Annotated in this window: 19 protein-coding genes; 2 read left to right on the top strand and 17 right to left on the bottom strand. The window is 59.9% G+C overall.

Going from position 1 to position 19,962, the window contains the following annotated elements; all coding sequences use genetic code 11:
* Positions 1-6: 6 nt before the first annotated feature.
* From ELH03_RS11390 to ELH03_RS11375, 4 genes are all read right to left on the bottom strand, one after another.
* Positions 7-483 carry an SRPBCC family protein gene (locus ELH03_RS11390; RefSeq protein WP_128410715.1) on the bottom strand — a complete coding sequence of 159 codons (477 nt, stop codon included), beginning with the start codon at positions 481-483 and terminating at the stop codon, positions 7-9.
* On the bottom strand, positions 480-821 hold the full coding sequence (locus ELH03_RS11385) for an ArsR/SmtB family transcription factor (protein WP_128403556.1): 342 nt from the start codon (positions 819-821) through the stop codon (positions 480-482). The genes ELH03_RS11390 and ELH03_RS11385 overlap by 4 nt, the downstream gene beginning before the upstream one ends.
* Positions 818-1,504 (bottom strand): glutathione S-transferase family protein, encoded by a 687-nt coding sequence (locus ELH03_RS11380; protein WP_128410716.1) that lies wholly within the window; start codon positions 1,502-1,504, stop codon positions 818-820. The genes ELH03_RS11385 and ELH03_RS11380 overlap by 4 nt, the downstream gene beginning before the upstream one ends.
* Positions 1,505-1,634: 130 nt before the next feature.
* Positions 1,635-2,453, bottom strand: a complete 819-nt coding sequence (locus ELH03_RS11375; protein WP_128410717.1) for a class I SAM-dependent DNA methyltransferase — start codon at positions 2,451-2,453, stop codon at positions 1,635-1,637.
* Between the two features lie 115 nt (positions 2,454-2,568).
* Here ELH03_RS11375 and ELH03_RS11370 point away from each other — a divergent pair, with 115 nt between their 5' ends.
* Positions 2,569-3,294, top strand: coding sequence for a DUF2270 domain-containing protein (locus ELH03_RS11370; protein WP_128403553.1), 726 nt, complete (start codon positions 2,569-2,571; stop codon positions 3,292-3,294).
* A gap of 167 nt (positions 3,295-3,461) precedes the next feature.
* On the opposite strand, the gene ELH03_RS11365 is transcribed toward ELH03_RS11370, so the two are convergent.
* From ELH03_RS11365 to ELH03_RS11350, 4 genes are all read right to left on the bottom strand, one after another.
* Entirely contained in the window at positions 3,462-3,728 is a 267-nt protein-coding gene (locus tag ELH03_RS11365; protein ID WP_027684414.1) for an usg protein, read from the bottom strand.
* Between the two features lie 222 nt (positions 3,729-3,950).
* Positions 3,951-4,781 (bottom strand): ABC transporter permease, encoded by an 831-nt coding sequence (locus tag ELH03_RS11360; RefSeq protein WP_128403552.1) that lies wholly within the window; start codon positions 4,779-4,781, stop codon positions 3,951-3,953.
* Entirely contained in the window at positions 4,778-5,584 is an 807-nt protein-coding gene (locus ELH03_RS11355) for an ABC transporter permease (RefSeq protein ID WP_128403551.1), read from the bottom strand. The genes ELH03_RS11360 and ELH03_RS11355 overlap by 4 nt, the downstream gene beginning before the upstream one ends.
* A gap of 113 nt (positions 5,585-5,697) precedes the next feature.
* On the bottom strand, positions 5,698-6,471 hold the full coding sequence (locus tag ELH03_RS11350; RefSeq protein WP_128403550.1) for a transporter substrate-binding domain-containing protein: 774 nt from the start codon (positions 6,469-6,471) through the stop codon (positions 5,698-5,700).
* Positions 6,472-6,801: 330 nt separating this feature from the next.
* Here ELH03_RS11350 and ELH03_RS11345 point away from each other — a divergent pair, with 330 nt between their 5' ends.
* On the top strand, positions 6,802-8,979 hold the full coding sequence (locus ELH03_RS11345) for an OmpA family protein (RefSeq protein ID WP_130766312.1): 2,178 nt from the start codon (positions 6,802-6,804) through the stop codon (positions 8,977-8,979).
* Between the two features lie 261 nt (positions 8,980-9,240).
* Here ELH03_RS11345 and ELH03_RS11340 read toward each other — a convergent pair whose 3' ends face one another.
* From ELH03_RS11340 to ELH03_RS11300, 9 genes are all read right to left on the bottom strand, one after another.
* On the bottom strand, positions 9,241-10,329 hold the full coding sequence (locus ELH03_RS11340; protein ID WP_130658951.1) for an ABC transporter ATP-binding protein: 1,089 nt from the start codon (positions 10,327-10,329) through the stop codon (positions 9,241-9,243).
* Positions 10,330-10,553: 224 nt separating this feature from the next.
* Positions 10,554-12,008 (bottom strand): ABC transporter substrate-binding protein, encoded by a 1,455-nt coding sequence (locus ELH03_RS11335; RefSeq protein ID WP_128403547.1) that lies wholly within the window; start codon positions 12,006-12,008, stop codon positions 10,554-10,556.
* 44 nt (positions 12,009-12,052) lie between these two features.
* On the bottom strand, positions 12,053-13,081 hold the full coding sequence (locus tag ELH03_RS11330; protein WP_072638228.1) for a carbohydrate ABC transporter permease: 1,029 nt from the start codon (positions 13,079-13,081) through the stop codon (positions 12,053-12,055).
* Positions 13,078-13,953: a carbohydrate ABC transporter permease gene (locus ELH03_RS11325; RefSeq protein WP_130766311.1), complete on the bottom strand. Its 876-nt coding sequence runs from the start codon at positions 13,951-13,953 to the stop codon at positions 13,078-13,080. Before ELH03_RS11325 ends, ELH03_RS11330 begins: the two co-directional genes overlap by 4 nt.
* Entirely contained in the window at positions 13,950-14,882 is a 933-nt protein-coding gene (gene rbsK / locus ELH03_RS11320) for a ribokinase (protein WP_128403545.1), read from the bottom strand. Before rbsK ends, ELH03_RS11325 begins: the two co-directional genes overlap by 4 nt.
* Before the next feature lie 12 nt (positions 14,883-14,894).
* The gene (locus tag ELH03_RS11315) at positions 14,895-15,350 is read right to left on the bottom strand and encodes an RbsD/FucU family protein (protein ID WP_130658950.1); all 456 of its coding nucleotides are present in this window, start codon (positions 15,348-15,350) and stop codon (positions 14,895-14,897) included.
* A 159-nt stretch (positions 15,351-15,509) separates the two neighbouring features.
* Positions 15,510-17,897 (bottom strand): aldehyde dehydrogenase family protein, encoded by a 2,388-nt coding sequence (locus ELH03_RS11310; protein WP_130658949.1) that lies wholly within the window; start codon positions 17,895-17,897, stop codon positions 15,510-15,512.
* A gap of 5 nt (positions 17,898-17,902) precedes the next feature.
* A complete protein-coding gene (gene deoC / locus ELH03_RS11305) occupies positions 17,903-18,931 on the bottom strand; it encodes a deoxyribose-phosphate aldolase (protein ID WP_130658948.1) in 1,029 nt (342 codons plus the stop codon).
* Between the two features lie 174 nt (positions 18,932-19,105).
* Positions 19,106-19,828, bottom strand: coding sequence for a DeoR family transcriptional regulator (locus ELH03_RS11300; RefSeq protein WP_128403542.1), 723 nt, complete (start codon positions 19,826-19,828; stop codon positions 19,106-19,108).
* Positions 19,829-19,962 lie beyond the last annotated feature (134 nt).

Here is a 19,962-nt window from a genome sequence, read left to right as displayed (position 1 = left end):
GATGTGTCAGTGGATCGGGCTTTCCTCGGGCTCGAGAAACAGTTGCAGATTGTCGAGGCCGATTTCGGTGCCCTGGAGGCGGGCGCCGTTGTCGGCGTAGCCGTCGAGGAATACCACCTGTTCGGTGAAGACCATTTTGGTGCCGCCGGCTTCGGCTTCGAAGGCGACGGTTGTGAGCGAGGCGGAGATGCGGGTTTCGCCGAGCTTCATCTCATAGGCATAGATGATGCGGGTATTGAGAACGATGTCGATGTAATGGGCATCATAGGCGTGCAGAAGGCCGTCGGTATCGGCGACGTAGTTCCTTTCCGCGCCGCCGGGGCGGAAATCGAGCCCGTAGTCCAGCGGCACCCACTCACCGTGGCAGGCGAACCATTGGCGTTTGGCCTCCGGCGCCGACCAGGCGCGGAAGACGCGGGCGACTGGCGCCTTCAGGTGACGCTCGATGACGAGAGTGGCGTGTTCGGCGGATCGTGTCGTCATTCGGGAAGGCTCTCCGTTTCATTGGCGAGAAATTGATCCAGCCTGTCGAAGGTGGTCGTCCAGCGGATCTTTCGCTGTTCTATCCAGCGCTCGAGTGCGGCAAGCGCATCCTGCCGCAGGCGGTAGGTTCGCACTCGGCCGGATTTTTCCGAGAGCACGAGGCCGCTCTCCTCCAGCACCTGCAGGTGTTTCATCACCGTCGGCAGGGCAACCGCAAGCGGCGCGGCCAGTTCGGTGACGGAGGCCGGGCCGCGGCCGAGGCGATCGATCATGCCGCGGCGGCTGCGATCGGAAAGCGCATGGAACATGCGGTCGAGATCCGCTTGGCTTTCGATCATCCCGCCGCATCCCGGAAGCGGGCGGGCAGCCTCTCTTTGTAGGGATAGAACTTGAAGTAGGGGCGGGCCTCTTCCAGCGCCCTTGCAAAGGAAGGGCGCCCCAGCAGCCGATCGTAATAGGCGCGAAGGTTCGGCTGCTCCGGAGTGAAGGGGATCAGCGTCTCGGCATAGAAGAGTGCGGGGGCTGCGGCGCAATCGGCCATGGTGAAGCCGTCACCGGATATCCAGGGTTTGTCGGCGAGCTGCTTTTCGATCATCGCATAGGCGGTGGCAAGCGTCGCCTTGGCGGCCGTCACCTCGATTTCGTCCGCCGTGCCCTCAGGACGCCGGTGATTGCTGACCAGCGTCTGCATCGGCGCCTGGACATAGTGATCGAAGAAGCGATCCCAAAGGCGGACCTGCAGCGCCCTGTCGATCTCCAGCGGCAGCAGGCGAACGGAGCCGGGATAATATTGCTCGAGATATTCGATGATGATCGATGTCTCGGGAATGGTGCTGTCGCGTGCCTCGTCCCGCAGCAGCGGCATCTTACCGATCGGCCAGAAGCCGAAGAGATCGGCGCGCGAGCTTTCGTCGGAAAGATCGACGATGCGATTTTCGAAAGGGGTGCCGTTTTCATAAAGCGCGATCAGCACTTTGTGGCAGAAGGAGGCGAGCGGATGTCCATAGAGCACGAGCGACATGCGGCGACCTTTCCTATCGTTGCGGTAAACTTTACCGATCGACTAACTATCAGGTCATGACGCATCACGCAACAGATACTTCGCCAACCGAGAAACTATTCCGTCAGGCGATATATCAGGTGAAGTGGCTTTAGCCGATATATCTGGCGATCACCAGATGGCCTGGTGTCGGCTGGCCATCTTCCATGCGCACGTTGATATCCGATATCTCGACGAGTTCGAAACCGGTGGCCGTCAGGCGTTCTCTCACATAGGCGTCGGCATGGGCGAAGCGCTGGTGCGGGCCGACCATATAGGCGCGGCCGGCGAGTATTTCCTCGGGCAGGGTTTCCGAGGAGAAGATGAACAAGCCGCTCGGCGTCAGGTTCTCGGCGGCGCCGAAGAAAAGCGGTTCGAGCGCGCCGAGATACGGCAGCACGTCGGTGGCGGCGATGATATCGAAGGCTTCCTCGTCATTGTCGTCGAGGAAATCCTCGACCTCGGCGACGAAGAGCGTCTCGTAGAGATCCTTCTCATGGGCGATCTCGACCATCTTCTCCGATATGTCGATGCCGGTCATATCGGCGCAGAGGTCGCGTAGCGCGCCGCCGGTGAGGCCCGTGCCGCAGCCGAGATCGAGCAGCCGCTTGAACGGTCCGAGCTTCAGCGCCTGCAGGCGCTGGCGCACCAGCATCGGAACGTGATAGCCGAGCTGCTCGACGAGCACGTCCTCGAAAACCTCGGCATGCTGGTCGAACAAGGTCTCGACATAGGCGTCGGGCGCCTTGACCGGCGTTTCGCCGCGGCCCATCGCGGCGATGCGCACGGCCGCGCCGCCGTGATCGTCGGGATCGATTGCCAGGACTTCCTGATAGGCTGCAACTGCCGCGTCGACATCGCCGGCCTTTTCCAGCGCCAGCGCGCGGTTATAGGCCTCGCCAAGGGCTTCTTCGTCGATCTTCTTTGCCATCGCAGTCCATCGTCCTTTTGTTTCAGGCATGCGTCTAAGGCGGCTTTGGATGTTTTGCAATGGTGCGCTTGCGGGCGCAGAATGACCGAAAAGAAGACGAAGGGAGGAACGAGCCATGAAAATGGAGGAAGACAGGACGTTATCGGCAAGGGAAGGAGAGGGCGCGCGGCCATTGTTGCTGCCTAGGACACCAATCGAGGTCACCAATGCGCTCTGCCATTATTACCGTGGTGAACTCGGGCGGATGACGAGTTGGCGCGACCGCATCGACCGGACGTCCAACTGGGCGATCACCGTGGTCGCAGCACTCCTTTCGGTGTCGCTGTCGACGCCGACCTCGCATCACGGAGTGCTGCTGTTCGGGATGATGCTGGTGACGCTGCTTCTGATGATCGAAGCGCGGCGTTACCGCTTCTTCGATATCTACCGCGCGCGCATTCGCCAGCTTGAGCGCTGCTACTTTGCTGAGATTCTGGCGCCCGAGGCTGGAGCTGGCGGCGAATGGGCTGTGGTGGTTGCCAGCAGCCTGCGCAAGCCGCGCTTCCTGCTCAGCTATCAAGAGGCGATGCACCGCCGTCTCAAGCGTAATTACGGCTGGATGTATTTCATCCTGCTCCTTGCCTGGTGCCTGAAGATCTCGACGCCGAAATTGCAGACGGAAGGCATGCCGGCGCTACAGGCGCAGTCATGGGCCTATGTCATCGACAATGCTGTGCTCGGGCCGGTTCCCGGCCTTGCGGTCATCGCAATCGTCATCGCCTTCTATCTCGGTATGCTCGGTTTCGCGCTTCGCCCGGATCGTGACGAAGGCGAATTCCGCCATGGCGAGGCGCATGTCTGAGGCGGCCTACAGCGCCGCGCGTCTTTTGAGACGCGCAAAGGACGCTGTAGCACTTTGAGTTGCTGCATAATTTTATCCTTAAATCGATTCCGATTTAAGGAATTATGCAGTGGAGCATGATACGGCCTGAACCATTCGCCCTATTCGGCACCACACTCCAGAGCCGATCAGTGCAGGATGAACTCGCCCTTCAGTGCCCGCCACTCGGTTGCCGAGATCAGCTTGCGGTGGATGTAGCGCACCGAGTGCAGTGGCCCGTCGAGCTTCTCTTCCCAGAATTTCAGGAAACCGCGCATTTCGGGAAAATCGGGGGCGAGGTCGTAATCCTGCCAGACGTAGGTTTGCAGGATCACCGGGTGGTCCGGCAGGTGGTAAAGGATCTGGGCGGTCGTCAGACCATAACCCTGTAATTGTTTTTCCATGTCCTTGTGCATCGTATTCCGCTTCTTCTTGTTCCCACTCGCGCGCTTATTAGCGCTGCATGATATGGAAACATGCGAGTGGTTAACGGAAGCTTTACAGATACTCGATAAAAGGGCAATTTATTTTTAATTTCAACGGTTTGGCAGCATCACTCGGAGAGTGCTGCCAAGTCCGGCTTTTGTTTAATGCATGCCGTTATCCCAAAACCGCGACACACTTTTGGGCGTCATGCATCAGCGCTTGAGATGCCGGGTCAGGCGGCGCTCGATCCAGGCCCAGAGATGACGTAAGGCTTCGACGATGGTGAGATAGAAGATCGCTGCCCAGAGATAGGTCTGGTAGTCGAAAGTGCGGGAGAAGGCGTAACGGGTTTCGCCCATCAGGTCGAGCACGGTGATGATGGCGACGACCGCTGAGCCCTTGATCAGCAGGATGATCTCGTTGCCGTAAGGGCGAAGTGCGACGATGAGAGCCTGCGGCAGGATGATCTTACGGAAGGCGATGAACGTGTGGATACCCAGCGCATTCGCCGCCTCTCGCTGGCCATGCGGCACGCTTTCGATGGCGCCGCGCAGGATTTCCGCCTGGTAGGCCGCGGTATTGATGGTCATGGCAAAAAGGCCGCAATACCAGGCATCGCGGAAGAACCACCATATACCGACGGCCTCAAGCTGCGGCCGGAATATGCCGAGGCCGTAATAGACCAAGAACAGCTGGGCAAGCAGCGGTGTGCCGCGGAAGAAATAGATGTAGCCGTAGGCCAGCGCATTCAGCACACGGCTCTTTGACATGCGCGCCACGGCAAGTGGCAGCGACAGGATGGCGCCGCAGATGACGGAAATGAAAACGAGGCTCAGCGTTATCCCGAGACCATGGAGGTAACGCGGCCCGTAGCGAATGAATTTTTCCGGATCCCAGCCATTGATGACGGAAATGACGAGAAGTGCTGCGAGCACAGCCCAGATGGCCACGAGAATATAGCCGGCGATACGCGCCGGCGTCATCGGCTTCATCACCTCGCGGGGTGCTGGCTGCGGCGGGATCAGCGATTCGGCGTAGCTCATCGACGGATCTCCGAACGCTTGGCCCAACGCTCGACATAGACGAGCAGAAAGGAGGAGAGGATGGCGAGCACCAGATAGAGACAGCAGGCCAGACCATAGAAAAAGAAGGGCTCCTTGGTCACCCGCACGGCGACGCTCGTCTGGCGCAGGATATCGGCAAGGCTGATGATCGAGACGTAGGAGGTGTCCTTCAGCAGCACCATCCAGAGATTCGTCAGGCCCGGCAGCGCGATGCGCACGAGCTGCGGCAGGATGATCAGGCGCAGTGTGTGGCCACTATGCAACCCAAGCGCGTCGCCTGCCTCATATTGCCCCTTGGGAATGGCGCGGAAGGCCGAGAGAAGCACTTCCGAACAATAGGCGGAGAAGACAACAGAAAGCGCGATGACGCCGGCGAAGAAGGCGTTGATCTCGACCGGTGGCCCGTCATAACCGACGAAGGTCAGCAGAGACTGGATCAGCATCTGCATGCCGTAGTAGATGATGAAGAGCGTCAAAAGCTCCGGCAGGCCCCGAAAGATCGTCGTGTAGATCCCGGCCGCAAGCCGCAGCGGCTTTTCCTCCGACTGCTGGCCGAGCGCCACCAGGAAGCCGATGGCGAGCCCGATCGGCAGGGTGACGATCGCCACCGAAACGGTGACCTGCAGGCCAAGTGCGATCTCGTCGCCCCAGCCGGTATCGCCACAGGCAAGGATCGTCGACTGCCCCAACCAAGTGAAGATGCCAACGGGTCCGCACAGCGGATCGAAAATGTGCACAATCCAGCTCCAGAAGGAGCCCAGCGCGGAAAATAATCCGCCCATGCGAGAATTCCCCTCACGGCTTTTGCCGTTTTGATCTTGCAATCTTTGTCAAACAAAAATGGCGGAAGAGCAAGCCTCCCGCCATTAGGTTCATCGGCCAGATAACGATTTTCTTATTCGCCGTAAACGTCGAAGTCGAAGTACTTGTCCTGGATCTTCTTGTACTCACCGCTGGCGCGGATCGCAGCGATCGCCGTGTTCAGCTTTTCCCTGAGCGGATCGCCCTGGCGGATGGCAATGCCTGCGCCGTTGCCGTTGATTTCCTTGTCGACCGGCAGGGTCGTCAGGATCTTGCAGCAGGCGCCGGCGTCGGACTTGACCCATTCGGAAAGAACGACGACGTCATCGATGACGGCGTCGACACGGCCGCTGGCAACGTCGAGCTTGTATTCGTCAGCGGTCGGATAGAGCTTCAGCTCAGTGTCAGCGAGATGCTTCTCGGCATAGTTGGCGTGCGTCGTGGAGGTCTGCGCGCCGATCACCTTGCCCTTGAGGCCGGCGACGTCTGATATCGTCGAATCCTTCGGCACGGCAATGGCCGGCGGGGTGTTGTAGTACTTGTTGGAGAAATCGACGAGCTTCAGACGCTCCGGCGTGATCGACATGGAGGAGACGATCATGTCGAACTTCTTGGCGTTGAGCGCCGGGATGATGCCGTCCCAGTCGGTGCTGACGAAGGAGCATTCGGCCTTCATCTCCGCGCAGAGCGCCTTGGTGATGTCGATGTCGAAGCCCTGGATTGTGCCACTGGCATCAACGAATTCGAAGGGCGGATAGGTCGAATCGGTGCCGATCACATATTTCTCGCCGTCGGCCATGGCCGAGCCGGCAAAAAGGGACATCGCCGCGATCGAGGCTGCCGCGAAAATACGGGTAGGATTAAGCATGAGGATCCTCTCTGTTGGTAGCCGCCGCTCCTTTTTCTCTTGGGCTGACGGCCGCAGTTCAACGGTCCCGAGACCGCCTTGCGGCGATAATCAGACTTTTTTTGATGGAATTGCAACACAAATCCCATCGCAATTGTGCGGTGCAAATAGCAGGCGAGATGAACGCCGGCAGACTGCAACATTCACGCGAGGTTAATCCCCAACTTCCTAGAACCGGAACAAATCGGCGGCTCGGCAATTGCCATTCCGCCGTTTCGCCTCAATGCGAAGCTAGGGGCGGAACCAGGGCTTGGCGGCCTTAAGAAGCTCAAACAGGATCGAGGAAACCCGATGGGCATGAAATCAAGATTGTTCGCGAGCGCGGCTTTTCCGTTGCTTTCTCTTTCGCTGGCTCTACAGCCGGCAGCGGTGATGGCGGCCGTGCGCGACGTCGCGACGCAGGCTTCGCCCGTGCGGCAGGCCGAGCAGGGCAGCTTCCAGGTGGCGCAGGATGCGCCTTCCGAAGAGGAGCTGCTGAAGAAGAAGCGCAAGCAGAAGGAGGAAGCTCCGGCCGAACAAGCGCCGGCCGCCGAGAAGCCGGCGCAGCAGGAAGCGCCCGCCGAAAAGCCGAAGGCTGAGCGCAAGGAAGCGCCAGCCCCCGAACCCAAGGCAGAGCCGGAACCGCCCAAGGCCGAAGCGGCGCCGAAAGAGGAGCCTGCTCCGCAGCCGGAAGGCAAGCCAGAGCGGAAAGCCAAATCGGAAGCCCAGCCCGAGGCAAAGCCGGAGGCCGAGCCGCAGCAGGAACAGCAGCAGCCGGTAACCCAGGACAAGCCGAAAAAGCCAAAGAAACAGGAAACGCAGCAGGCTGAGCCCGAACAGCAGCCGGCGGCAAAGGAAGCTCAGCCGGAGACGGAGCAGGCGCAGCCAGAAGCCAAGCCGGAAGGCGGCAAGCGCGATAAAGGGCAGGACAAGGCCCAGGGTCGGGATAAAGGCAAGGGCAAGGCCGAGAAAGAGGCCCAGCCTGCCGCTCCCGAGGCCGTGACGCCGACCGCCGAACCAGCCAAGCCCGAAGCCAAGCCGGAGGAAAAACCCGCCGCCGAGGCGCCGGCCGAGAAAAAGCCGGCAAAGGGCGAGACTGCAGCACCCGCAGACAAAGCACCTACAGACAAGACGACTGAAGACAAGGCGGCGGCCCCGGAAGCTGCGCCCGCTGAAAAGCCCAAGGATGGAACGGCGGCAAAGCCTGCCGGCGAACAGCCCGCCGCGCCCGCGACTGACACTGCCCAGCCGCTGCCGGATGCCAGCGGCGGCCAGCAGGTGGAGCAGGCCATCCCGGCGCCGGAAAAGGCTTCTCCCGAGGAGCTGGAGCGCCGCAAGAAGATCGCCGCAGATCCGGCCAAGAGCAGCGAGACCGTCGTGCTGCCGGTGGAGAACGGTGGGGCCGTGCTCGACAGCGACAAGGATGCCGACCGCAGCAAGGGCCGAGAAGGCCGCCGCGACCGCGACAGGCAGCGCGCCGACAGCCAGGAGGTGAAGGTGCCGACCTCGGATGCCGATGCACAGGCTTTGAGCGGCGCCAAAGCGCCAGCGCCAGTCAAACTCGAGGCGGTGACCCGCGAGAAGGGCAGGAAGCTCGACGAGCGGCCGCAATTCGTCCGTCCCGACGGCGCGCGTTTCGACGACCGCGGCGACGACAGCCGTGTGATCATCCAGTACGACAACAGGACGATCGTGCGCGGCGATGACGACAGACGTTTCCTGCGCGACGGCGAACGGCCGAGCTACGAGGAGCTCTCCGGCGACCGCTACCGTGAGACGATTACGCGGCCGGAAGGCTATCGCATCGTGACGATCCGCAACCGTTACGGCGACATCATCCAGCGGTCGCGCGTCGACGCACGCGGACGCGAGGACGTGCTCTATTATTCGCAGGATCTCTATGACGATCCGGACCGCGACTATTTCGAGGATCCGGGCGCCGACCTGCCGCCGATGCGGCTGCGTGTGCCGCTCAGCGACTACATCATCGATACCCGCAGCGACCCGAACCGGGACTATTACGAGTTCCTGAGCGAGCCGCCTGTCGAGCCGGTGGAACGCGTCTATTCGCTGGATGAGGTGAAGTATTCGGCCCGCATCCGCGACAAGGTGCGCCGCATCGACCTCGACACGATCACCTTCGCGACTGGCAGCGCCGACATTCCGATGACCCAGGCACGCACGTTGCGCAAGGTCGCCGACGCGATCAGTCAGGTGCTCGAGAAGGATCCGAGCGAGACCTTCCTGATCGAGGGTCATACGGATGCTGTCGGCTCAGACCAGAGCAACCTCCTCCTCTCCGACCAGCGGGCGGAATCAGTCGCCAATGTGCTCTCCGACGTCTACGGCATCGCGCCGGAGAACCTTGCGACGCAGGGTTATGGTGAGCAATACCTGAAGGTCAACACGTCGGCCCCTGAGCAGGAAAACCGCCGCGTCACCATCCGCCGCGTCACGGCACTGGTCCGCCCGGTCGCTGCCAACAAGTGATGATGTGGATGCCCCTCTCCGTCCTTGGGGAGGGGCATTCCGTTCTTGCTTCTTCTTTCCTAGTGGCTTGAAGGATGGTTGAGAAGTGCGGCTCGCTCCTCTCCCCAGCGGGCAGGAGAGCGGATTGTCGTCAATCATCGAGGCATTGCGACGCCCTTTAGCGCCTATGCGGCGGCGCCACGTATCTTTGAATTCATACGGCGCAGACCGCGATGTCCGAACGTCCTCTTGGTGGATTGCCGTATAAGTTCACGGTTCTTCTTAGCCCACCGTGTCTCCGGTACTTTTAAGGAAAAAGTGCATTTTTTGGGTATCAATTGGAACGCTAATCCTGTCATCCGGGCCAACGCGCGATGACGCGTGGATTTGAGCAGTAAAGGCCGCTGACCCGACCTTGCCGATCGCCAGTGTGTATGGACCCAGGGGCTCGATATCGGCGACATGAAGGCTCACAGTTGAAACGTTGGGATCCCCAACCATAGTATGTTCCGGTCGGATACCGAGAACGACTGACTGTCCCACTGCCGCCGAAAGGCGCTCGGTTCTTTGCGTTGGAACCGGAATATCGACCCCACCCTCGGCTTGGAAGGCAATTCCACCGGAGTTTTGTACAAGTCGCCCCTCGATGAAGTTCATGCTTGGCGAGCCGATGAAGGCAGCGACAAAGAGGTTCTTCGGGGATTCATAAAGGGTGATCGGATCAGCGGCCTGTTCGATCCGCCCTTGATTCATAACCACGACCCGATCTGCCATCGTCATCGCCTCTACCTGATCGTGTGTAACGTACACGATCGTGGTTTTGAGCCTGCGGTGTAAGAGCTTGATTTCTGTTCGCATTTCAATGCGCAATTTAGCGTCGAGGTTGGACAACGGTTCATCGAACAGGAACACATCGGGCTGGCGAACGATCGCCCGGCCAATCGCCACGCGTTGGCGTTGGCCACCTGAGAGCGCATTCGGCTTGCGTTTCAAATAGGCACCGAGATTGAGAATGCGCGCCGCATTTGCAACGGCGGCATCGATGTCCTGCTTCGGCGTCCCGCGCACCTTCATGCCGTAGCCGATGTTTTCGGCGACTGTCATATGCGGATAGAGCGCGTAATTCTGAAACACCATCGAGCAATTGCGCAGACCCGGGCGCAGCGCAGTAACGTCCCGCTCGCCGATACGGATTTCCCCTGATGTCGTCTGTTCCAGCCCCGCGATCATCCGCAGGGTGGTTGTCTTCCCGCAGCCGGAAGGTCCGACAAGAACCACGAATTCCTTGTCGGCAATTGACAAATCGAGCGGAGGGATGACCTCAACGCTACCAAACGACTTGGTGACCTGATCCAAACGCACCTGGGACATGCTGTAACCTTTTCATGAAAATTCCATCGCCTGGCCTAGCGCATCGTTCTTTCCGAAAATCGGAATCGATTTTTGGAAAGCACGATGCGAGGATTGAAAGAGTTAGAGCGTCCTTTGTGCGTCCGAAAGGACGCAGGGCGCTCTAAGCGGCGATGGTTTCTTTCTTCTTCAAACGATGTCTAATCCCATCCCGGCACCGCCGGGATGGGTTGTGGAGAATGGGCTTACTTCGCAGGCAGGCCCATCGACGAACGATAGGCTGCCAGTTGCTTGTCGCGGCCAAACTCGTCCGTCAGCTTGTTCCATCCGGCAGCCACGGTATCCAGCGCCTGCTGCGGCGTCACTTCTCCAGCCAATGCCTTGGAAAGCTCGATCTCAAGAATTTCCGTATAGGAGAAATAGCCCGGCAGGCGCATGTCGAGCGCCGTGTTCTTGGCGGTCACCGCGTCCTTCTGGCTTCCAAGATATTCCTTTGCCTCACGCTCGGTGAATATCTTCGACCACAACTCCGTATTTGTCGTGTGCGATAGACGGTAAGGATTGACGCCTGTGCCGCCGGTGATCGCCGCCTGACCAGAAACTGCCGGGCTCGTCAGGAATTGGATATAGTTCCAGGCGGCCTCCTGGTTCTTGGAAGACGACGGTACGGCTGCCTGCCAACCGCCGAAGGCCATGAAAGAGGTCTGGATGACGTTGTCGAACTTGTCCCACTTCTTGGTCTTGTAGTTCCAGATTTCGTCCGATCCCGGCAGTGATGCCGAGCCCACGCTACCTGCAACCTTCGACTGTTTCGGGTCGGCGGCAATGACGCCGGTATCGCCCCAGCCGATCGACTCGGCGACCTGGCCACCGGCAAAGGCCGCGTTCACTTCGCCGAACGAGAAGTTCAGCGCATTTGGCGGCGCCAGCTTCGAAGCGCGAATATATTCCTCCAGGCCGCGCACCCAGCCCGGATTGTTGACCTGCGCATCCATCGTGTCAGGATCGAAGAACATGCCGCCGGGATTGTCGGGATGGCTGGTGTATCCCGCTACGTGACTGAACAGGAACCAGAATTGCTGGCCACCACGTCGAAAGGCTTCCGCCGTGCCCCAGAGGCCCTTGTCCGGTTGCTGGAAGAACTCGGCGATGTCGAGATATTCCTTCCAGGTCTTCGGCGGCGCGAGATCATGACCATACTTTGCCTTGAAGGCCTTCTGGTTGTCGGCGTTCTCGAAAAGGTCGATGCGGTAGGTATAGGTATGCGCGTCACCGTCCATGGTCTGCGACAGCACTTTGCCGTTCCAGACCATCAGTTGCTCGCGGTAAACCGGAGCGATGTCGTCCCAATCGGCACCCGATTGCATCGTCTTGGGCATCTCCGAGAGAAAATCGGTGAAGTCCGGTGCCCAGGCTGGTGCGAAGGCGACCACGTCGAACGTGTCTTCGCCCGAGGTCAGCGAGGTTACGATCTTGGGGTAGAGTTCCGACCACGGAAATTCCACCACATTCACCTTGCCGCAGGTCTTTTCCTCCCAGCCCTTGGCCGCGAGTTGCAGCGCAGAAGCGATGTAAGGCCCCGTCTGCGTCGTGGCCGTGAGCGTGACACCGGTGTAGTCCGGTTCGCACGCGAGCGCGGATGTCGTGCCTGCCGCCGCCAGCAGTACCGCGGCCGTTGAACTCAGTAGCAATCTTCTCATGTTTTCCTCCCCGGAATTGAACAATGACTAGGCTTGTCGAACGGTCACTTTATTGCTCCTAAAAGCAGGCCGGACCGCATCAGCCTGCTCAAAATGCCCGCCATGACGACCATGGGTATGATCGCGACCAGGGCGGCTGCCGATATCGACCACCACTCGTCGCCGCGCTGGCTGTTTTGCCCTGCGACGAGAATGGGAAGGGTCTGCCATTTGGAACTGGTCAGGAAGAGTGCGAACAGGAACTCGTTCCAGACGAAGGCGAGCGTGATCATGAATGTCGCGATCAGGCCCGGCTTGGACATGGGCAGGACGATACCGAAGAAAATTCTCCACGACGGCACATTGTCGACCATCGCCGCCTCTTCGACTTCAACCGGCAGTGCCGCAAAGAAATCGCGCATCAGCCAGATCACGATCGGCAGCGAGAAGGCGACATAGGCGAAGGTGAGGCCTGTATAGGTGTCTACCAGCTTGAACCCCAATTTGCCCATTTCCGTATACATCAGGAACAAGGCGAAGGCGGCGACGATCGGCGGAAACATGCGCTGGCTCACAAACCAGAAGACGATATCATCATTGCCGAGGAGCGGCCCTGGAAGCTTCATTCGGCTGGAGCCAACGGCGAGCGCAAGCGCTGCAACAAAGGCAAAGATCAGCGAAATGGCCTGCCCGTAGCCCAGCACATGACGGCCGAGCAGATATCCGCCGAAAGCAACAACGACGAAAATCACGCCGGACAGCAGCTTGACCTCGAAGGTGAAGCGCACCAGCGCGTAGGCTGCCATCGATCCGATGAAGGTGGCCAGCACCGATGCGGAAAGCCCGACGATCGTGGAAGCGATGAAGGTGTTGTAGAACTGGCCGCGCGCGCCCGACAGAAGCTCGCTCCAGGCTGTCAGCGTCGGGTCGAAGTCGACAAATGGAATATAGGTCGGCCCGCCGACGACCCCAAGCGGCGACTTGAACGAGGTGATCGCGACCCAGTAAAGCGGAAAGAAGGTGAAGGCCAGCCAGAGCAGGCAGCCTGCGAGCGCCCACCAGCGGCCGGATCCTTTGAGGTCACGCACGCTCATTTGTGCTTCTCCAGATAGGGCTTCAGGATGGCGAGATAGACGAGCCCGATCACGGTGATGACGATCAGGAACAGGAAGGACAGGGCGGAGGTGTAGCCGAGGTTGAACTTCTTGAAGCCCTCCTGGTACGCGAACAAGGTGAGCGTTTCGGTCGAAATGCCAGGCCCCCCGCCTGTCATGACGAACACCGTGTCGATGATCTTGTAGCTCTCGATGAGGCGGATGAAGACCACAGCCACCGAAATCGGCAGCATCATCGGGAAAGTGATCCCCCAGAACTGCTGCCAGGGGCTGGCATTTTCAAGCGCGGCCGCCTCGTAGACGTCCTCCGGCAGGGTTTGCAACCCGGCAAGAAGCATGAGGATGACGAAGGGTGTCCACTGCCACACTTCGACGGAAATGATGGCGCCGATAGCCCATCTGGTGTGCGTCAGAAACGGCAGATTGGGAAAGCCGAAGGCGGTCATCAACTCATTGAGCGGCCCCATCGTGGGATTGAGGATCTGGCGGGCAATGAGTGCAACGGCAACGGGCGCCACCAGCATTGGCACCAGGAAGCTGACCCGGAACAAACCTTCTCCGGGCACCCGACGGTTGAGCGCGAGCGCCACGGAAAAACCGATGACATACTGCAGCGCGACTGCGACAAAAGCGATGATCGTCGTCGTCCAGGCGACATTCCAGAAGCGCGGATTCTGAAGCAGTTCCGTATAGTTGCCGAAGCCGACGAAATGCGCGGGGATCGGCGGCACGAGCCGCAGGCTCATGAAGCTGGTGGTCAGCGAATAGATCAGCGGGAAGATCGAGATCACCAGCACGATCAGCAACGCCGGCCAGATGAAGAAGTGTTTGATCGGATCGTTGCGGGTCATGCCGCGTCTCCTTTCTGGAGAAGCGCCTCGATTTCCTCGATCTTCGGCATTGCAGGTGCGGTACCCCGCCGCGTCACCGCAATACCGGCGGTCGCGCAGCCGAAACGCACGGCCTCGACGGGACTAGCGCCCCGCGAGAGCGCTGCCGAGAAGCCACCGACAAATGCGTCGCCGGCGCCGGTGGTATCGATGACTGCTCCCGACGAGATCGCCGGAACATGAACCGATTGCCCTGCCGTATGATACAACACACCGCGACCACCCAGTGTGATCAGCGCGGCTTTCACGCCCTTGGCAAGTAGGGCGTCGCCAGCCCGTCTGGCATCGTCGAGCGTGTCGAGCGGAAAACCGACGATGGCCGCTGCCTCGGTTTCGTTTGGCACGATATAGTCGCAGAGCGGATAGATCGTGTCCGGAAACGGCTCGGCCGGCGCTGGATTGAAAACTGTGGTAACGCCGGCCGCATGGGCGATTTCGAGGGCGCGCTGCGCCGCTTCGGCCGGTTGTTCGAGCTGGGTCACGAAGACAGCCGATTGCTCGATGGTTTCGCGTGCCGCCTCAACATCACCAACGCCGATGGTGCCTGCGGCACCTGGATAGACGATGATCGCATTGTCGCCGTTGCCGTCATTGACGTAGATGAAGGCAGCGCCGGTCGGCATATCATCCATCTGCACGACCTTCGGCGTCACGCCTGCTTCCGCATAGGTCTTCAGCGCCATATCGCCGAACGTGTCGCGGCCGATCTTCGAGATGAAGGAGACTGTTCCACCGGCGCGGGCAGCAGCGACAGCCTGGTTGGATCCCTTGCCGCCCGGGCCTACTGCAAAACCGGTCCCGGTGATGGTCTCGCCAACGTTTGGCATGCGCTTGGCCAGATAGGCCGTGTCGGCGACGAAAATCCCGAGGATCGAAACACCCACCTTCATTATCGTTTCCCTTCAAACGGCTTCCGGCGGAATCACGCCTTTGGTGAACAGGAAGCAGCCATAGAAGCGGTTTTCGCCCGTGGCGATGACGCAATAGGCCTTTTTGGCTTCCTCATAGAAGGCGAACCGCTCGATGCCGTACATCGGCGCCGGCTTGCCCTCGGCGCCGTCGATAACGGCCTGGACTTCCTGCTGCACTGGAGGGATCTCGTCCGGCGCGCCCATGATTTCCATTCGCCCGGCAGACGGCTGCAGCGGCGTATCCAGCGGCATTACCGAAAGAATGGCTTTGATGGCGCGGGCAGAGGACACATTGTCTATGCGCAACAGCTTGCCGAGCACCGTTTGCCGGGCAATGGAATCCGAAGGAAAATTGGTGTCGGAAACGACGACCGTGTCGCCATGCCCCATGGACCGGAGCGCGTGCAGCACATCCGCATTCAGAGCCGGATCGATATTCTTAAGCATGGAAATCCTCCCTTAGTTGCACCATTTCGCAGCACCTCGTGCCGCAAAACAGAGCCCGATAACCGCAGCTCCGTTACAGCTCTGCGATTCCCTCAAATTCCGTTGTTCTCGCCTGCCGGCGCGGTTCTCCTCCCGCCCGGATGACCAGAGTTGGAGCCCTTATTCTCCGTAGGGGATCCAGATATTCTTCACATCCACAGCCCGGCGAAGGTATAGCGCGCCTTCGCCAGCGGCTCTGTCCATCCAGTCCGTCGCCTTGCCATTGTCCACGAAGGTTCGCTTGAGATTGCCCGAAGACAGCTTCTCCACCGTCGTCGAAAGTTCCGCTGAGCCGAAGGCCCACAACGCATCAACGTCATTGTGCGCGGCAAGGATCTTTGCCAGTTCGATCGCCGACCCGGTGACGATATTGACGGCACCGGCGGGCACATCCGACGTTTCCAGAACGGAATAGAAATCCGTGGCCGAAAGCGGGAAGGGCTCACTCGGCACCACGACGACACGATTGCCGGTGGCAATCAACGGCGCAACCAGACTGATAAAGCCGAGCAGCGGCGCTTCCGGCGGGCAAATGACGCCAACGACGCCGATGGCTTCCGGCATGGCCAGGGCAACGCCGCGAAGCGGCGGCTGGTGAATGCCGCCTTCATATTTATCCGCCCAGGCTGCGTAGGTGAAGAGACGGGAAATCGCGGCGTCGACCTCGGCGTTTGCATTGGCTGCGGAAGCGCCGGTCATCGCTGTTATCCGCGAGGCGAACTCGTCGGCGCGGCCACTGAGGTTTTCGGCGATGTAATAGAGAATCTGGGCGCGGTTATGAGTGGTCGCATTCGACCAGGCGGAGGCGGCCTGTGCGGCAACCACCGCATTGCGGATGTCCTTGCGGTTGCCTTCGCCGACCTCCCCGATCGCCTTGCCCTTGGGTGAGGCGATGACACGGGAATAATTGCCGTCCGGTCGCGCCTGCTTGCCGCCGATGAAGAGTTTTGCCGTCCGGTCCATGCTTGGCAGGGCAAAATCGCCGGCAACCGGCTTCACTTGCGAAAGTGCGGGCATTGCTGCGCGCGCCTTACGACCGACCCAAGCCTTCGGCTTCAGATATTCGTAGCAACCTTCCCGTCCGCCTTCGCGGCCGAATCCGGATTCGCGCTTGCCGCCAAAACCGACGGCGGCATCGAAAAGATTGGTGGCATTCACCCAGACCACGCCCGCTGCGAGCTTTGCCGCAACGTTCAGCGCCAAGCCGATCGTCTCGCTCCAGACGCTGGCGGCGAGGCCGTAGCGGGTGTGATTGGCAAGCTGGATAGCCTCTTCCGGTGTGCGGAAAGTCATGGAGACCGCAACCGGCCCGAAGATTTCCTCGGTTGCGACGATCGATGTCGGCTGCACGCCGCTGAGAAGCGTCGGCGGGTAAAAGCTTCCGCCCTTCGGCAGGTCGATCTTAGCCTGATGCAGTGTCGCGCCTTCTGAAACTCCCTTTTTCACCAGCGCTTCGATACGCGTCAATTGCACGGGCGCGATGATCGCACCCATATCGATGCACTTGTCCAAAGGCTGACCGACCCGCAATGTCTGCATGCGGCGCTTCAGCCGCTCGTGGAAAAGATCGGCAATGCCTTCCTGGACCAGAAGCCGCGAACCGGCGCAGCAGACCTGTCCCTGGTTGAACCAGATCGCGTCGACGACGCCTTCCACGGCGCCGTCAATATCGGCGTCGTCAAAAACGACGAAAGGTGACTTGCCGCCGAGTTCCAGCGTCAACGATTTACCGCTACCTGCGGTACGCTCGCGAATAACGCGCCCGACTTCGGTCGATCCGGTAAAGGCAATTTTGTCGATATCCTCATGCCCGACGAGCAGCGCGCCTGTTTCGCCTTCTCCCGTCACGATATTGAGCACGCCCGGCGGAAGGCCCGCCGCGGATGCTAGTTCGGCAAAGAGAAGCGCCGTCAGCGACGTGAATTCGGCAGGCTTCAGGATGACGGCGTTGCCGAGCGCCAAAGCCGGCGCCACTTTCCAGGCCAGCATCAGGAATGGGAAATTCCACGGGATGATCTGGCCGACGACGCCCACCGGCACATGATCGGCAAATTCCGTATCCTGGATCTGCGCCCATCCGGCGTGATGATAGAAATGACGGGCTGCCAGGGGCACATCGAGATCGCGGGTTTCGCGGATCGGCTTGCCGTTGTCTATGGCCTCGACCACGGCAATCAGACGCGCATGGCGCTGGATCATCCGGGCAAGCGCATAGAGATGGCGCGCCCGCGCGTGGCCCGGCAGTCGCGCCCATGACGCCTGTGCCTTGCGGGCCGCAGCAACCGCGTTGTCCACATCCGCCGCGCCGCCGTTCGCGAGCTTCGCCAGGACCTTGCCGGTGGCTGGCTCGAATGTGTCGAAGTTCTTGCCCGACGCGGAGGGCACGAACGCGCCATTGATGAAGTGACCGAAGCCGGAAGCGTGGCGCGCCAGCCAGTCGCGAGCTTCGATATCGGACTCAGGGGCAGGGCCGTAGGACATTTCGTCGAAATACTTTGCAACAGTCATCTGGATCATCCAATCGGGTGTCTGTTGAGGGCCGAATAGGCACCGGTGACGTGATGCTCCAGCTGCCGCTCGATATCCGCAAGCAAGCTTGATGCACCGATGCGGAAGAGATCAGACTCCAGCCACTCGCGCCCCAGTTCGTCCTTCATCAGGAACTGGTAGTTCAACACATCCTTCGCCGCGGAAATGCCACCGGCCGGCTTGTAGCCAATCTTGATACCGGTGCGCTCCTGATAGGCGCGGATCGCCCGCAGCATGGTCAATGTCACGGCCAGCGTCGCATTGACGCCTTCCTTGCCGGTCGAGGTCTTGATGAAATCGGCTCCTGCCATCATGCAGACCAGCGAGGCCCTGGCGACATTGCGGAGCGTCTTCAGGTCGCCGGTCGCCAGAATGGCCTTGACATGCGCATCACCGCAGGCGGCGCGATATTCTTTCATTTCGTCGTAGAGTGCTGTCCAGTTGCCCGTCAGCACATGCTCACGGGTGATGACGATGTCGATTTCCTTCGCGCCATCGGCAACCGACGCCTCGATTTCCTTGACCTTGAGGTGGTGCGGGCTGAGGCCGGCGGGGAAACCGGTCGAAACCGCGGCGACCGGAATGCCGGAATCCCCGAGTGCCTCGACGGCCGTTGCAACAAAACGATGGTAGACGCAGATGGCGCCGGTGGTAATCGAACGGCCGCTCATGCCAAGCGAATCCAGAATGTCGGCGCGTACCGGATTCATCGCCTTGGCGCATAACCGCTTGACGCGCTCGGGAGTATCGTCGCCGTTCAACGTCGTTAGATCGATGCAGGTAATCGCCTTGAGGAGCCACGCCGCCTGTGCGTCCTTTTTGACGGTCCGGCGTCCTGGAAGCGAGACTATGCGGCGCTCGGTGGCAGACAGGTTGACCCGGGTGTCAAGCACCCACGACAGATCGAGTTCCATACCGGTATTGCGCGGCCGGTTATGGGTGCCATCCGGCGATCGCGAAGGGGCTCCATGACGCGCCGTGTTTGCCGCATTGTGAACAGCAACGGTTTCCAAATAGAATCCTCCCGGTCAGAGCGTGAAGTCCTGTTGCCATCAAGTGCAGATGCACGCGGCGGCGCTTCACAACTGGCTCAAATGTGATTTTTTTTTCATTGTTTGTGAGGTTTGCATCACCGTGCCGCCGCGTCAAGTTTAGATTTCGACAGACGCAGAAAAAATGCGAATTTCTCAGTCGAAATCGTTCATACCGTTTTCGGTGATGACCACATCGAATGACTTCATGTCGCTGAAAAAGGCTGGCTTTAGCTTGCCGATTTTGCTGCTGTCGGCGAGAAGAATATTCTTTCGTGCCCGGGACATCGCCTTTTTCTTGATCTCCGCTTCGTGAAAATGCGCGCAGGTCGCGCCACGCCTGGCATCGACACCGGCTGCAGAAAGAAATGCCACGTTGATCACAAGCTGATCGAGCATCTCCAGCCCCGAGGCACCAGAAAAGCTCGCCGATGCTGGGTGGTAAAGACCACCGAGCATAACAAGGCGAACGTTGGGTTTTCGCGTCAGACGATCGGCGACATTCATGGCGTAGCAGATCGCCGTTATGTGAATCTGGTCTGGGAGAAGATCGACCAGATAGGGTAACGTGGTGCCGCAATCGAAAAACACCGTATCATCATGGTGAATGTAATCAATGGCTTGTGTGCAAACTTGCCGTTTTGCAGCGGCATGGCTGTCGGCTGCCTTGGAAATTTCATAGGGATCGTTTTCCGCTTCGACAGCCGGAACGATATGGCCGCCGAGAAACGCGAATTGGCCTGCATTGGCGCCGACATCACGCCGAACCGTCATCTCTGAGACGCCCAGGATCTCGGCAGCATTCTTGATGTGCAGAATGCGATGTTGTGAAAGGGCCTCGGATAAGACTGCGATGCGCCGGCCCCTGCGACTATCCATATCGCATGTCTCCCTTATCGTTTACACTGGAATAGTGTTCTGATGAAAAATTAACAAGGGACTGCCATTCCCATCTAATTTGTCCCTCGGCCTACGATTCGGCATGTACGCCGAGATACAGCTTCTGCGCGAGC

Source organism: Rhizobium beringeri, assembly GCF_004306515.1.
GTDB lineage: Bacteria > Pseudomonadota > Alphaproteobacteria > Rhizobiales > Rhizobiaceae > Rhizobium > Rhizobium beringeri.
The sequence above is the reverse complement of the archived record's forward strand: the minus strand, read 5'-3'. Positions and strand labels throughout refer to the sequence as shown.

Excerpts from the sequence above, each read along its gene's own strand:
- rbsK (WP_128403545.1), bottom strand. The coding sequence starts at position 14,882 with ATGAAGGTGGGTGTTTCGATCCTCGGGATTTTCGTCGCCGACACGGCC.
- ELH03_RS11390 (WP_128410715.1), bottom strand. The coding sequence starts at position 483 with ATGACGACACGATCCGCCGAACACGCCACTCTCGTCATCGAGCGTCAC.
- ELH03_RS11370 (WP_128403553.1), top strand. The coding sequence starts at position 2,569 with ATGAAAATGGAGGAAGACAGGACGTTATCGGCAAGGGAAGGAGAGGGC.
- ELH03_RS11340 (WP_130658951.1), bottom strand. The coding sequence starts at position 10,329 with ATGTCCCAGGTGCGTTTGGATCAGGTCACCAAGTCGTTTGGTAGCGTT.
- ELH03_RS11375 (WP_128410717.1), bottom strand. The coding sequence starts at position 2,453 with ATGGCAAAGAAGATCGACGAAGAAGCCCTTGGCGAGGCCTATAACCGC.
- ELH03_RS11315 (WP_130658950.1), bottom strand. The coding sequence starts at position 15,350 with ATGCTTAAGAATATCGATCCGGCTCTGAATGCGGATGTGCTGCACGCG.
- ELH03_RS11325 (WP_130766311.1), bottom strand. The coding sequence starts at position 13,953 with ATGACCCGCAACGATCCGATCAAACACTTCTTCATCTGGCCGGCGTTG.
- ELH03_RS11355 (WP_128403551.1), bottom strand. The coding sequence starts at position 5,584 with ATGGGCGGATTATTTTCCGCGCTGGGCTCCTTCTGGAGCTGGATTGTG.
- ELH03_RS11330 (WP_072638228.1), bottom strand. The coding sequence starts at position 13,081 with ATGAGCGTGCGTGACCTCAAAGGATCCGGCCGCTGGTGGGCGCTCGCA.
- ELH03_RS11335 (WP_128403547.1), bottom strand. The coding sequence starts at position 12,008 with ATGAGAAGATTGCTACTGAGTTCAACGGCCGCGGTACTGCTGGCGGCG.
- ELH03_RS11360 (WP_128403552.1), bottom strand. The coding sequence starts at position 4,781 with ATGAGCTACGCCGAATCGCTGATCCCGCCGCAGCCAGCACCCCGCGAG.
- ELH03_RS11365 (WP_027684414.1), bottom strand. The coding sequence starts at position 3,728 with ATGCACAAGGACATGGAAAAACAATTACAGGGTTATGGTCTGACGACC.
- ELH03_RS11380 (WP_128410716.1), bottom strand. The coding sequence starts at position 1,504 with ATGTCGCTCGTGCTCTATGGACATCCGCTCGCCTCCTTCTGCCACAAA.
- ELH03_RS11310 (WP_130658949.1), bottom strand. The coding sequence starts at position 17,897 with ATGACTGTTGCAAAGTATTTCGACGAAATGTCCTACGGCCCTGCCCCT.
- ELH03_RS11350 (WP_128403550.1), bottom strand. The coding sequence starts at position 6,471 with ATGCTTAATCCTACCCGTATTTTCGCGGCAGCCTCGATCGCGGCGATG.
- ELH03_RS11385 (WP_128403556.1), bottom strand. The coding sequence starts at position 821 with ATGATCGAAAGCCAAGCGGATCTCGACCGCATGTTCCATGCGCTTTCC.
- ELH03_RS11300 (WP_128403542.1), bottom strand. The coding sequence starts at position 19,828 with ATGGATAGTCGCAGGGGCCGGCGCATCGCAGTCTTATCCGAGGCCCTT.
- ELH03_RS11345 (WP_130766312.1), top strand. The coding sequence starts at position 6,802 with ATGGGCATGAAATCAAGATTGTTCGCGAGCGCGGCTTTTCCGTTGCTT.